General features: G+C 73.1%; 13 protein-coding genes. 8 read left to right on the top strand and 5 right to left on the bottom strand.

Translation table 11 applies throughout. The features are described from left to right. Nucleotides 1-114: 114 nt before the first annotated feature. Nucleotides 115-975, top strand: coding sequence for an HpcH/HpaI aldolase/citrate lyase family protein (locus AC07FJ_RS07385; RefSeq protein WP_479046278.1), 861 nt, complete (start codon nt 115-117; stop codon nt 973-975). Nucleotides 976-984: 9 nt separating this feature from the next. Here the strand turns inward: AC07FJ_RS07385 and AC07FJ_RS07390 are convergent, their stop codons facing one another. The 3 genes from AC07FJ_RS07390 to AC07FJ_RS07400 are packed head-to-tail and all read right to left on the bottom strand — an operon-like array spanning nt 985 to nt 4,452. Next, entirely contained in the window at nt 985-2,445 is a 1,461-nt protein-coding gene (locus AC07FJ_RS07390) for an MmgE/PrpD family protein (protein ID WP_479046281.1), read from the bottom strand. Next, nucleotides 2,438-3,259 carry a cyclase family protein gene (locus AC07FJ_RS07395; protein WP_479046284.1) on the bottom strand — a complete coding sequence of 274 codons (822 nt, stop codon included), beginning with the start codon at nt 3,257-3,259 and terminating at the stop codon, nt 2,438-2,440. The genes AC07FJ_RS07390 and AC07FJ_RS07395 overlap by 8 nt, the downstream gene beginning before the upstream one ends. Beyond that, on the bottom strand, nt 3,256-4,452 hold the full coding sequence (locus AC07FJ_RS07400) for a CaiB/BaiF CoA transferase family protein (protein ID WP_479046286.1): 1,197 nt from the start codon (nt 4,450-4,452) through the stop codon (nt 3,256-3,258). Before AC07FJ_RS07400 ends, AC07FJ_RS07395 begins: the two co-directional genes overlap by 4 nt. Nucleotides 4,453-4,737: 285 nt before the next feature. Here AC07FJ_RS07400 and AC07FJ_RS07405 point away from each other — a divergent pair, with 285 nt between their 5' ends. After that, nucleotides 4,738-6,189, top strand: coding sequence for a dihydroorotase (locus AC07FJ_RS07405; RefSeq protein ID WP_479046289.1), 1,452 nt, complete (start codon nt 4,738-4,740; stop codon nt 6,187-6,189). Between the two features lie 13 nt (nt 6,190-6,202). Here AC07FJ_RS07405 and AC07FJ_RS07410 read toward each other — a convergent pair whose 3' ends face one another. Beyond that, the gene (locus AC07FJ_RS07410) at nt 6,203-6,946 is read right to left on the bottom strand and encodes a maleate cis-trans isomerase family protein (protein ID WP_479046291.1); all 744 of its coding nucleotides are present in this window, start codon (nt 6,944-6,946) and stop codon (nt 6,203-6,205) included. Continuing rightward, nucleotides 6,943-7,521: a TetR-like C-terminal domain-containing protein gene (locus AC07FJ_RS07415; RefSeq protein ID WP_479046293.1), complete on the bottom strand. Its 579-nt coding sequence runs from the start codon at nt 7,519-7,521 to the stop codon at nt 6,943-6,945. Before AC07FJ_RS07415 ends, AC07FJ_RS07410 begins: the two co-directional genes overlap by 4 nt. 85 nt (nt 7,522-7,606) lie before the next feature. Between AC07FJ_RS07415 and AC07FJ_RS07420 the strand changes: the two genes are divergently transcribed. The 6 genes from AC07FJ_RS07420 (at nt 7,607) to AC07FJ_RS07445 (ending at nt 13,156) form a co-directional block, all read left to right on the top strand. Further along, nucleotides 7,607-8,500 (top strand): DUF4437 domain-containing protein, encoded by an 894-nt coding sequence (locus AC07FJ_RS07420; protein ID WP_479046295.1) that lies wholly within the window; start codon nt 7,607-7,609, stop codon nt 8,498-8,500. Between the two features lie 172 nt (nt 8,501-8,672). Then, nucleotides 8,673-9,047: a hypothetical protein gene (locus tag AC07FJ_RS07425; protein WP_479046298.1), complete on the top strand. Its 375-nt coding sequence runs from the start codon at nt 8,673-8,675 to the stop codon at nt 9,045-9,047. Between the two features lie 11 nt (nt 9,048-9,058). Further along, on the top strand, nt 9,059-10,642 hold the full coding sequence (locus AC07FJ_RS07430) for a peptidoglycan-binding protein (RefSeq protein WP_479046301.1): 1,584 nt from the start codon (nt 9,059-9,061) through the stop codon (nt 10,640-10,642). A gap of 106 nt (nt 10,643-10,748) precedes the next feature. Next, complete coding sequence (locus AC07FJ_RS07435) at nt 10,749-11,123, top strand: protease inhibitor I42 family protein (protein WP_479046303.1); 375 nt, start codon at nt 10,749-10,751, stop codon at nt 11,121-11,123. A 47-nt stretch (nt 11,124-11,170) separates the two neighbouring features. Next, nucleotides 11,171-11,587, top strand: coding sequence for a hypothetical protein (locus AC07FJ_RS07440; protein ID WP_479046306.1), 417 nt, complete (start codon nt 11,171-11,173; stop codon nt 11,585-11,587). 171 nt (nt 11,588-11,758) lie between these two features. Beyond that, nucleotides 11,759-13,156 (top strand): DEAD/DEAH box helicase, encoded by a 1,398-nt coding sequence (locus tag AC07FJ_RS07445; protein WP_479046309.1) that lies wholly within the window; start codon nt 11,759-11,761, stop codon nt 13,154-13,156. Nucleotides 13,157-13,190 lie beyond the last annotated feature (34 nt).

The raw sequence follows: 13,190 nt of genomic DNA on the forward strand, positions 1-13,190 counted from the left end.
GGGCGCCGCTACGGTTGCCGCCGCTCGTTCCCCACCCCCGCCCGGCTTCCGCCGCGGTGTGCGTCGGCGTGCGTCGCCGAGGGGCGACCGCGCCCGAGGACGGATGGAGTGACCGTGACCCCGCGCTCTTGGCTGTACGTGCCCGGCGACCGGCCCGCGCTGCTGGGCAAGGCCCTCACCCGGGGCGCCGACGCCGTCATCGTCGACCTCGAAGACGCCGTACCGGTGTCCGCGAAGGAATCCGCCCGCGACCAGGCCGCCCGCTGGGCCGCCGCGCAGCGACCCGGCGGGCCGTGCTCCCTCTGGGTGCGGATCAACCCCGGCGAGGCCGGTCACGCCGACGCCCGGACGGTCGCGGCCCCGGCCCTGGACGGCGTGATCATGGCCAAGTGCGCCGGGCCCGACGACGTCCGCGCGCTGGACGCCGTCCTCACGGAACGCGAGCGCGAGGCGGGCGTCGCCGCGGGCCGGATCGCGGTGTCGCCGCTCCTGGAGGACGCCGCGGCGGTGCTGGCGGCACCCGCCATCGCCGCCGCCTCGCCACGCGTCGTACAACTCCAGATGGGTGAGGCAGACCTGTGCGCCGAGCTCGGCATGGAACCGGGGGAGGACGAGCGCGAACTGCTGGCCCTGCGCACCCACGTCCTGCTGGCGTCCGCCGCCGCCGGTATCCGCCCACCCGTCGGTCCGGTCTTCACCGACTACCGCGACGCGGACGCCCTGCGGCGCTCCACGCAAGCGCTGCGACGACTCGGCTACCGGTCCCGCGCCTGCATCCACCCGGCCCAACTTCCCGTCGTCCACGACGTGTTCACGCCCACGCCCGCCGAGGTGGAGCGGGCCAGGCGGCTGGTCGACCGGTACGAGGAGGCCGTACGCGCCGGGCAGGCGGTGCTGACCGACGACGGCCGGATGGTCGACGAGGCGGTCGTACGCGGTGCCCGCCGCGTCCTCGCGGCGGGCGGAACCGCATGACGGCGCCTCCTACCCGGTCCGCCCGCCCCGCGTGGGCAGCAGCCCGCGCAGGTCGCCGCGGCCGGGCAGCGCCCGTATCCGGGCGGCCAGCGCCGTGGCCTCCTCCTCCGGCAGCACGCGTGCCGCGTTGAGCCGGTACTTCGTCTCGAGCTCGTCCAGCGTGAGCGGGTTCCCCGGCCCGCCGCGCGAGGAGCGCACCCGGTGTTCCCAGCGCCGGCCGTCGTACGTCCGTACCCGTAGCACCGCGCCGAAGGACCGGGGGAACTCCTCGTCGCACCGCTCGTCCACGACCACGCCCACCTTCTCCGCCAGCGCCAGGCGCCGCTGGTCCCCGAACGCCTCCGGCGAGAAGTCGTCGAGGTGCAGGCCGAGCCCACCGCCCCCGATCAGTGCGGAGGCGACGGTGTACGGGCCGGAGAACTTCGCGTGGTACGGCATCGTGGGCCGGACCTTGAGCGCGCGCGGCTCGCCGATGGTCCGCAACGGCGCGGCGGCGACCCCGAGTTCGGCGGACTCCACAGCGTCCGGGTCCAGCCCGGCGGCACGCAGGGCCAGCGCGCAGTCGATCCCCGGGTGGGTGAAGTGGTTCGAGGGATACGGCTTGAACACGGTCCGCGGCAGCTCCCACGCACCGTCCAGGTCCATCCGGTCCAGGCCCGCGAGGAAGGGTCCCGCGTGCCAGGCGTCGTCCAGATAGGCGCGGAAGAACCCGAAGCGCCCCTCCAGTACGGTGGGCGGCCCGGTGATCCCCTCGGCGGCCAGCTGCGCGGCGCTGACACCGGCGTGCGCCGCCCATCCGCAGTGGACGCGCTTGACGGTCCCGCCCGTGCGGTTCGCCTCGACGATCCCCCCGCCGAGGGAGCACGCGATGCCGAGGGCGTCGGCGAGCCGGTCGCCGCCGAGGCCGTAGAGCAGCCCGGCGGCGACGGCGGCGCCCACGGTCCCGCAGATCGACGTGGCGTGCAGGCCCTTCTCGAAGAACACCGAGTTGCGCAGGGCCGCGTCGTACGAGGCGAGCCCGAGGCGTACGCAGACCTCGCCGCCGGCGGCCACGGCCGCGATCAGCTCGCGGCCCGACGCGCCCGCCGCCTCGCCCGCGGCGAGGGCGGCGGGCACCACGGACGCCGAGGGGTGCAGCACCGACGGCAGGTGCGTGTCGTCGAAGTCGAGCGCGTGGGCGAGCGTGCCGGTGAGCAGAGCGGCCCGGTCGGCGGGCAGCCGCTCCGCCGAGCCGATCACCGAGGCCTCGGGTACGCCGCCGGCCCGCCGCGCCATGCGCCCCACGGCGGCCTGCGCTTCGGACCCCTCGCCCCCTTCCAGCGCGGCGAGGCAGTTGCCGACGGTGTCGAGGATCCGGCCCACGACATCAGCCGTGACGGCGGGCGGCAGCGGCTCGTCCCGGGCCGCGGTGGCGAAGGCGGCGAGCCGGTGGGCGTACGGCACGGCCGGGGTGCCGGTCGCGTCAGCCACGCTCCACCACCGCCAGCGGACGGGCCGGCGCGCCGGTGGCGCCGACCAGCGGGAGCGGGGCCAGCACGAGGAGGAACTCGCCGGCGCCCGCGTCGGCCAGTTCGTACAGGCGCATGGTCTCCACGATGTGGATGCCCGCCTCCACCAGCAGGATCCGGTGGACCGGGAGGGTGGCGTGGCCCTTGCCGGGCGCGATGTGCTCGAACGCGATGGTCTCGCCGCCGACCAGCCGGACGCCCCGCTCGGCCAGCCAGCGCGCGGCTCCGGGCCCCGGCCCGGGAGCACCGCCGGTCGTGCCAGTGAAGGTGTCGGCGTCGTGCCAGAGCCGTGACCAGCCGGTGCCGACGAGCACGGCGTCACCCGGGCGGACGGCCGCACCCTGGCGGCGTTCGGCGGCGGCGAGTTCGCCGGCCGTCACCTCGTGTCCGGCGGGGAGCACCGGCACGCCGTGCAGCCGCGCGACGTCGAGGAGGACGCCGCGGCCGACGTACGGGGAGAACTCCTCGATGCCCAGCGCGCCGAAGCCCTCGTGGCTCTGCACGTCCCCCGCCCGCTTCCCGCCGTGCAGCCGCCCCTCGTGGGAGACATGGGCGAGCGCGTCGACGTGGGTGCCCACATGCCCGCCCGTGACGATGAGCTCGTTGGCCGCCGAACCGCCGTCCGCCCGCACCATGTCGCCGTGCCGGCGCTCCAGGAGCATCCGGTACGGCGGGTGGTTGGGGGACTGGGGCATGCCGCGGCGCATGGGCTGGGCGAGGTCGAACACCTCGGCCCGGGCGGTGCGTTCCCACAGGCGGCTCGTCGGGGTGGTCAAATGGCACCTTCCTCACGCAGGGCGGCGAGCTCGTCGGCGCCGAGGCCCAGCCGGCCGGCGAAGACCGCGTCGTTGTCGGCCCCGGGGCGGCGCCCGGTCCAGCGGATGGAGCCGGGGGAGTGGGACAGGCGGAACAGGACGTTCTGCATCCGCACCGGCCCCAGGTCTTCGTCCTCGACGGTGGTGAGCGAGTCCAGCGCCCGGTACTGCGGGTCGGCGAAGACGTCGCGGATGTCGTACACGGGCGCCACGGCGGCCTGCGCCTCGCCGAACGCGTCGAGGACGTCCGCGAGGTCCCGGGCCGCGATCCAGTCGCCCACGTACCGGTCGAGGAGGTCGGCGTGCGCGGCACGGCCCGAACCGGTGGCGAACCACGGCTCGGTGGTCACCTCCGGATGGCCGACCAGGGCCAGCACGCGCTCGGCGACCGACTGCGCGGAGGTGCTGACCGCCACCCACCTGCCGTCGCGCGTGCGGTAGGTGTTGCGCGGGGCGTTGTTCACCGACCGGTTGCCCGTGCGCCGCGGCACGACGCCCAGCTGGTCGTACGCCATCGGCTGCGGCCCGAGCAGCGTCAGCAGCGGCTCGATGATGGCCAGGTCGATGACCTGGCCCGGACCGCCGCGCACATCGCGGTGGTACAGCGCCGTCTGTACGGCCCCGGCGAGGGTGAGCGCGGCGACGCCGTCGGCGAGGCCGAAGGGCGGCAGGGTCGGAGGCCCGTCGGGTTCGCCGGTGACGGCGGCGAAGCCGCTCATCGACTCGGCGAGGGTGCCGAACCCGGGGCGCCCGGCGTACGGCCCGAACTGGCCGAAGCCGGTCACCCGGGCGACGATGAGCCGGGGGTTCGCCTCGTGCAGGACGTCCGGCCCGAGGCCCCACCGTTCGAGCGTGCCGGGGCGGAAGTTCTCGATCAGGACGTCCGCCCGCGCGGCCAGCCGGCGCAGCAGGGCCGCGCCCGACGGTGTGCCGAGGTCGATGGTGACTGTGTGCTTGTTGCGGGCCAGCGACTTCCACCACAGGCCGACGCCGTCCTTCGCGGGGCCGTGCGTCCGCGCGGGATCGTGCTTGCGCGGGTGCTCGACCTTGACGACGTCCGCGCCGAAGTCGCCCAGGATCGTCGCGGCCAGGGGCCCGGCGAAGAGCGTCGCGCAGTCGAGGACCGAGACGCCACACAAGGGGCCGTCGGACATGGGCTTTCACCTCCCGGTGCCGTGAGGGAAATCCTGTTCCTCATTGTGGAACGGGAATGCCGAAGTTAGCATGTGCCGTCACGGCCCGACAGGGGAACGCTGTTCCGTTCACCGAAACAGGCGGGGAGGCTTGGGGCTTCCCGGCCGACACCGGTATCCGACTCCGGCATCCGACTCCGTCATCCGACACCGGTATCCGACACCGGTATCCGACTCCGTCATCCGACTCCGGAATTCGTCTTCGGCATCGAAGGGGGTGGGGGCTGCTCTCCGCGGCCCCGAGCCATGACGCGCTACGACCTGCTCATCACGAACGGCACGCTCATCCAGCCCTACGTCGGCGAGGTGCGCGCCGACCTCGCCGTCAAGGACGGCCGCGTCGCCGCCCTGGGGCACGACCTGCCCACCGCCGACGCCGACGAAGTCCTCGACGCCACCGGCCGCGTCGTCCTGCCGGGGGCCGTCGACGCCCACTACCACCTGGGCATCTACCGCGACCTGGCGCTGGACGCGTACGAGGAGACCCGGTCCTCACTGGTCGGCGGCGCCACCACCGTGCTGTCGTACTTCCGCACCGGAGAGCACTACCTCAACCGCGCCGGGAGCTACGAGGACATCTTCCCCGAGGTCCTGCGGGCCGTGGCCGGCCGGGCGTTCACCGACTACGGCTTCCACCTCGCCCCGATGACCACCGGTCAGATCGGCGAGATCCCGCGCCTCATCGCCGAGCACGGCGTGACCTCGTTCAAGTACTACATGTTCTACAAGGGCTTCAACCTCGCCTCCAGCTCCCGCGACGCCCAGGCGTTCCGGATGGCCGACGACGGCCAGGAGTACGACCTCGGGCACCTCTTCGAGCTGATGGAAGGCGTCGCGGCGGCCGCCGCCCCGGGCCGCCCGGGCGGCCGCGTCTCCCTCTCCCTCCACTGCGAACAGTCCGAGCTGATGCGGCTGTTCATCGACCGCGTACGCAAGAACGGCGACCCGCAGACCCTCGCCGCCTACCACGAGGGCCGCCCGCCGCTCACCGAACGCGTCGCCATCGGCGAGGCCGTGACCCTGGCCCACGCCGCCGGCTGCCCGGTCAACCTGCTCCACCTCTCCGGCGCCGACGCGCTGGACGCGGCACGCACCGCCCGGCGCGCCCACCCGGGCCTCGACATACGCACCGAGGTCACCCTCCACCACCTGTGCCTGGACCACGCCTCGCTCGACGCGGCGGGCGCCGGGCTCGGCGCCAAGGTCAACCCGCCCCTGCGCACGCGCCACGACAACGACGCCCTGTGGGCCGGGGTGCTCGACGGTGACGTCGACTGGATCGCCTCCGACCACGCCTGCTGCATGGAGGAGCACAAGGGGGACGACCTGTGGCCCGCCCTGCCCGGGTTCGGCGGCACGGCACTGCTGTACCCGGTGCTGCTCTCCGAGGGCCACCACCGGCGCGGCCTGCCGCTGCACCGGGTGGCCGAGCTGGTGTCCGCCAACCCGGCACGCGCGTACGGCCTGACCCGCAAGGGCTCCCTGCTGGTGGGCGCCGACGCGGACATCGTCGTGGCCGACCTCGACCGACGGCGGACCGTGTCGGCGGAGCTCCTGCTGTCCGGCCAGGACCACTGCCCGTTCGAGGGAGTGGAGCTGCGCGGCTGGCCGGTCACCACCATCGTCGGCGGCCGCGTCGCGTACCGCGACGGCGTCGTGGTGGGCGAGCCCTCGGGCCGGTACGTCCGCCGGGACTGACCCGACGCGTACGTCAGTGCTCACGCAGCAGCGAGCCGGCCCCCTCCACGCGGTCCTCGATGCCGTGCTCGCGCAGCGCGTGCCACAGCGTCGCGCTGTTGATGGCGATCACCGGCTTGCCGAGCTCGGCTTCGAGCGCGTCGGCGAGCGCCACGAACGACAGGTTGGTGCCGACCTGCACGACGGCGTCCACGTCCGTCCCGTCCAGCTCGCCCACCACCCGCCGCAGCCGCTCGTCCGGTACGCGCGCGATGTCCATCGCGGTCGGGCAGCGCAGGCCGGTCACGGCGGTCACGTCGAACCCGGCCTCGGTGAAGAACCGGCCCACCTCCCGGTCCGCCACCGGCTGGTACGGCGAGAACACCGCGATCCGGCGGCAACCCAGCTCCCGCAGGGCCGCCCGGCACGCACTCGCCCCCGTCGTCACGGGCAGGCCCGTACGGTCGCGCAGCCGCCGCTCGAACGCCGCGTTGCCCTCGACCCCGCCCCAGAACGTCTCGGCCGACATCCCCATGACCATCCGGTCCGGCTCGGCCGTCAGCACGTCCCGTACCGCGGTGTCGATGGACGCCCTGATCTGGACCAGCAGCGCCTGGAAACCGCGGTCGTCGCCCATCACCGGATCGGGGATGTGCATCGACCCGGCGCGGTACGCGACGCCGCGGACGCCCGCGGTCCAGTAGTCGTGCTCGACCACGGTGTTGGTACTGGGGACGACCACTCCGAAGACGGCGCGCGGCCCGACGGCGTTGGTCACCGGTCCGCCCTCCCTTCCGCGCGCACCAGCTGCGCGAGCACCTCGTCCACCGTCCGGTGCGCCCTGGTCCGCCCGGTGGGCCGGTCGAGGAGCAGGGCCTCCACCAGCAGCGGCGACGCGATCGCCGCCACGGCGTCCTCGCGCTCCCGCCGGGCGACCCCGGCGGCACGCAGCGCGTCGTGGAACGGGGCCAGCAGGTCGCCGACGTACCGGCGCCGCAGCCCGGCCGTCGCCGGGTCGAGGGACGCCGCGGCGATCAGCGCTTGCAGGAACCCCCCGACGGGCTTGTCGCGCAGCCGGTTGCACAGCAGGTCCACCTCGGCGTGCAGATCGGCGGCGAGGTCGCCCGTCGACTCGCGCGGGGGCAGCGGAGCGACGTCGATGAGCGCCGCCAGCACGGCGTACGGAGTGGGCCAGTGCCGGTAGACGGTCGAACGGGACACCCCCGTCGCGGTGTGCAGGCGCTGCGGCGTAAGTGCCGCGGCCCCCTCCGCGAGGAGCAGCTCCAGGGCGGCGGTCAGCACGACCGTCGTGGTGTCGTCGGTGGGCCCCGCGGGCCGGCCGGGTCGCGTCATGAGATTAACGATACACATTGCACCGGTTATTGATAAGCGGTACGTTCCGTATCGGAAACCTCAGTGAGCCACCGGAGGAGGACCCATGCGCCCACACGTGGAGCTCGTCGACGAGCGCGACCTGATCTGGCACCCCGCCGAGTTCCAGCACGCGACGGGCACCGCCGAACAGCTCAACCTCAGCTACGACGAGGAGGACGGCTCGGCCTCCCTCAAGGTCCGTTTCACCGCCGACTGGTCGCGGCCCGCCGGCGTCCACCACGCGGACACGGAGTGGTACGTCCTCGCGGGCGAGGTCGCGATCGGCGACTCGGTCCTCGGTCCCGAGGGCTACTGGACGGCGCCCGCCGGCGTCCTCACGCCCCCGGTCCGGGCCGCCGCCGGCACCGAGATCCTCCTCTTCCGCGAGTACGGCGACTGGCGCTTCGACCCCGCCGACCGCGATCGGCCGGGCGTGCGCGAGGACCAGAGGCTCGTCGTCCTCCGGACCTCCGACATGCCGTGGATCGACGTCAGGGACGGCAGCCCCATGCGCTTCGACCTCGGCGGCACCCCCGTGCCGGGCCTGTACATCAAGCTCCTGCACCGCGACGAGAAGACCGGCTTCTACACCCGCCTCATCAAGGCCAAGCCGGGCTGGCGCGAGGAACCCCTGGCGCACCACCCGTGCAGCGAGGAGGCGTACTGCCTGGACGGCGCCTTCGAGTACAACTACGGCAAGATGTGGCCCGGCACCTACTTCTGGCGTCCGCCGCTGATCCGCCACGGCGACTTCACGGCCGACGCGGAGAAGGGTTGCACCTGGCTCGTCCGCTCCGACAGCGACCTCGTCGACTGGTACACCGACGACGCGCGCGTGGTCATGACCGGAGAGGCGCTCAACTGGGGCCCCGACCACCCCGACACCGCCCCGCCCCGCTTCATCGAGCCCGTTCGCTCCCGCAGCATCGGCCCGTGGGAGGACCCCTCGCGGCAGTGACGTCGCCCATCCGGCCGCCACCCCCGATGACGGCCGTGCCGGACCGGTTCCCGGGCGTGCCGTGGGCGTGTTGTGGAGGGGGTGTGTGGGGCGAACGACATGTAATCGTTCGTATGTACGGTGCGTGTTAGCCTGCCCGCGCTCATGATCGTATGCACACGGGGGAGGCACGGTGGTCTCTGACGGCTACCAGGTCAAGGCGGGTATGACCGGCCAGGCCCAGCAACTCGACGACGCCGGTACGGAGATGGACGCCGTCAGCGCGGCCGTCAAGCCGCGCACCACCTACTCGTACGGCAACGTCGGCGGCGAAGACGCCGCGTCGGCGCTGAACGCCTTCGTCAAGGCGTGGGAAGCCGAGGCCAAGACGGTGGCGTCCGCGCTGCACGAGCTCGGCGCCAAGGTGCAGCTGGCCAAGAAGGCCTACCGCGGCGCCGACGGCCTGGTGCAGACGCGGGTGGACGGCGTCCCCGCCGGCGGCACGAGCGGCCTCACCGACACATCGACACAGGGCGAGCGGCGCTCCTCGGCCCTCTCGACCTACTGAGGGGCGGACCGGTGTCCTTCTTCTCCTCCCCTTTCGACTCCCCGTCCTTCCGCCTCGACTGGCTCGCCGGGCTGTCCAAGAAGATGCTCGGTGTCGAAAGCAAGAACGAGCTCCTCGACCTGATCGACAACGCCCTCTCGGTGCCCGAACCGGGCGGCGACCGGGCCCTGCTGGAGGGCGTGGCGAGGCTCTACCGCAGCCAGGTCGACCCGGTGGGCACCGTCTTCGACAGGGTCGACCGGGTGGGACGCAAGGGCCTCCCGGAGGTGTGGGTCGGTGACACGAGCGTCCTCGCCTCCGACGCGGTGAACGCCACCGGGCGGTCCGTGACCCAGATGAGCGAGGCGTTCAACGGTTGCGCCACGACCCTGCTGAGGCTGGCCGACGCGATCGACGAAGCGCAGCGCAAGGACCAGGAGGGCCGCGGACAGCTGCTGGAGCAGAAGAAGATGCTCGGCGGCAGGGACGGCTTCTTCGACGACCTGCACGAGGACGACGAGGAGGAGTGGGACCGTCTGAACGCCGCCCACTTCGGCTCCTACGCGGTCGACATGATGCGCGCCGCCGTCTCCCAGGCGCAGGAGGCCTGCCGCAACGCGGCCCGCGAGCTGAACAAGTGGGCCGCCGAAGCGCGGGCCGGCAAGATGGGGACCAGCGAACTCACCGCCGTCGACAAGATCATGCTCGCCGACACCGGCGTCGCGGGCGCCCACACCGAGCTCAACGAGATCCTCACCCCCAGCGACCTGGCGCGCGCGTCGACCCGGATGGACCAGCTGAGCCTGGACGACGCGACGGCCATGGACCGGATGCTGGCGAAGTCGAACAGCCCGGAGGAACGGGCCTACCTGATGAAGGCCCTCGCCGCCGGGCACAGCGTCACCGAGATCGGGAAGTTCCAGGACAAGATCCACGGCAAGGACCCCGAGTGGATGCGCCGGCACCTCTCTCCGGTGGTCACCGGCGCGGACAGCATGAAGGACAGGGGCCTGGAGTCGGACGGCTCGAACGTCAACAAGGAACAGGTGACGTTCAACGGCCAGGGGTGGATCCAGGGCGGCGACGGCTCCGAGGGCACCTGCGTGGCCTCCTCCACCGTCACCTCCCGCGCCATGGTCGACCCGGTGTACGCCCTCCAGCTCACCGGCGGCCCCGACGGGCAGCAGGACGACCCCGTCGCCTTCAGGCAGCGCCTCGTGGCCGAACAGCACCGCCTGCACACCGAGGGCGAAGGCGGCGAGAAGTGGACCGGCATGGGCCCCGAGGGGCAGGAGCGGATCAACGACACCCACGTCGGCAGTGCCACCGGCACCGACTACCAGCGCCAGGACCTGAACAGCGCCGCCGACCGGCGGGCGGTCCTCACCGAGGTCGAGAAGTCGGTGGCCGAGGGGCGGCCGGTGCCGGTCGACGTCTCGGGCAAGGAGGGCGCCCACGCCATGACCATCATCGCCCACGAGGGTGACATGCTGCAGGTGTACAACCCCTGGGGCACGACCACCTGGGTCAGCGAGGACGACTTCATCAACGGCAACATGGGCAAGGCTTCCAGCAGTGATCTCCCCAACGCGTACAGTGTCTACCTTCCGCGCTAGCCGGGGCGGTGCCGCGATCGCGGCGGCCGCGCTCCTCGCTCTCGCCACGGGCTGCGGCCCGGGCGCCGACGACCCCGGCGGCTCCCCTCGTACCGTGAGCCACCCGGTGGAAGACACCAGCATCAGCGCCAAGCCGGGTGAGCGCTTCACGCTCACCGTCCACGAGAACGTCTCCACCCGCGAGTACTGGTACCTGGTCGACCCCCTGCCCGACGGCTCGGTGCTCGTCAGCAGCGACCAGGAGTACGTGTCGGACTCCGGCGACGAGGACGGTGGCGGCGGCCGGCTCACCTTCACCTTCGAGGCGAAGGGCAAGGGCACCACGCACTTCACGCTGCTGCACTGCACCTTCACCACCTGCAAGGGCAACACCTCCAGCGTGCCCCCCGGGGCGACCGGACCCTCCGCCACCCCGACCGCGGGGACGGCCACCCCCTCCCAGGCGCCCGAGCGCATCACCTACACCGTCACCGTCGGCTGAGCCGAGGCGGCCCCAGCCGGACGCGACGAGACACCCGAGGTCCCACCATGAACGACCCGTATCCCCCGGAGCTCACGGACGACGAGCTGGCCGAGCTCGACCTCACCGTCCTGCTGCGTTACGGCCTCCCCGCCGAGCCCGGACCCCGCCGCACCGCCCTGTTCGGCGACGGCGCCGCGGCCGCGGCTGTCCTCCTCGACCGCCTCGCCACCGAGCCGCGTTCGGTCGCCTTCCTCGCCGACACCGTCCGCGCCGGCGGCCTCACCCACGCCGTGGAGCTCCCCGAGCCCCTGCCCCGCCCGGAGGCGGCGGAGCTCGTACGGGAATGGCTGCGGGCCGGCACCGAGATCGCGGGCGGAGCCACCGCCGACGACACCGCGGCCACCTGGCTGCGCGCCGTGGCGACCCTCATCGAGGTGAAGCAGCTGAACCGGGCGCGGGGCCGGAGCACGGGGTCCGCGTAACCGCGCGGCCAGCCACCTCCCGCAGGACCCGGGGAAGAGCGGGAAATGTGCTAGTGTCATGCGTTTGCGTGGTAGTCGCGGTGGGCGATCTGCCTGTTCGGTTCCGCTGGTGCCCGGGCCGTTGATCCCCGCCGGGCCTTCCTCGGTACGTTCCCCTGCGGAAGGCTGTCCATGAAGCATCCCGGTGACTCCGGCACCCCCCACGGCGATGGAGCCCGGTCCCAGGTCACGCCCCCGGCCGCTTCCTTCGCCGGCCTGCCGGTGGAGGTACTGCGGACACTGAACGAACTCGGGGTGCGCGAACCCTTCCCGATCCAGGCCGCCACCCTGCCCGATGCCCTGAAGGGGCGCGATGTCCTGGGGCGCGGACGCACCGGATCGGGCAAGACGCTCGCCTTCGGCCTGCCGCTGCTGACGCGTACGGCCGGGCGGCGCGCCGAACCCAGGCAGCCCCTCGCCCTGATCCTCGTACCCACCCGGGAGCTGGCCCAGCAGGTCACCCAGGCACTGGCGCCGTACGCCGAGGCGCTGGGGCTGCGGATGGCCACGGTCGTCGGCGGTGTCTCGATCGGCCGGCAGGTCGCCGCGCTGCGCCAGGGCGCGGAGGTGGTCGTCGCCACCCCCGGACGCCTGCACGACCTGATCGAGCGCAACGCCTGCCGTCTGGGACGGGTGAGGATCACCGTGCTGGACGAGGCCGACCAGATGTGCGACCTGGGATTCCTGCCGCAGGTCGTCGACCTGCTCGACCAGGTACACCCCGACGGTCAGCGGATGCTGTTCTCGGCCACCCTGGACGGCGACGTCGACCAGCTGGTCCACCGCTACCTCCACGACCCCGTCGTCCACTCGGTCGACCCCTCCGCGGGCGCGGTCTCGGCGATGGAACATCACGTCCTGGTCGTCCACGGCCCCGACCGCTACGCCGTCACCACGGAGATCGCCGCCCGTGACGGCCGCGTCCTGATGTTCCTCGACACCAAGCACGCCGTCGACCAGCTCACCCGGCACCTGCGGGCCGGCGGGGTGCACGCCGGGGCCCTGCACAGCGGCAAGTCCCAGCCGCAGCGCACACGGACCCTGGCGCAGTTCAAGAACGGCCAGATCACCGTCCTGGTGGCGACCAACGTCGCGGCCCGTGGCCTGCACGTCGACGACCTCGACCTCGTGGTCAACGTCGACCCGCCCACCGACCCCAAGGACTACGTGCACCGGGCCGGCCGCACCGCCCGCGCCGGTGAGTCCGGCAGGGTCGTCACACTCGTGCTGTCGGGCCAGCGCCGCGAGACGAGCCGTGTCATGGCCGAGGCCGGCATCGAGCCGACCGTCACCAAGGTGCGCTCGGGCGAAGCCGAACTGAGCCGGATCACCGGCGCCAAGGCTCCTTCCGGCACCCCCCTTGACGGTGGGCCCGCCGTCCCCCGCCCCAAGAACGGCAACGCTCCCTTCCGCGGCCTCGGCACCAGCAAGGACCCCTCCCGCGGCGCCGGCGGCAAGTCCCGCAAGGCCGGCGAGGCTCGCAAGCTGGCCGAGGCCCGCAAGGCGGCCCTCGTGCGTCGCAACGGCTGAGAGCCGCTGGACCTTCTCCGATGAGGCCGCCGGC

The organism is Streptomyces sp. NPDC045998, assembly GCF_056430285.1.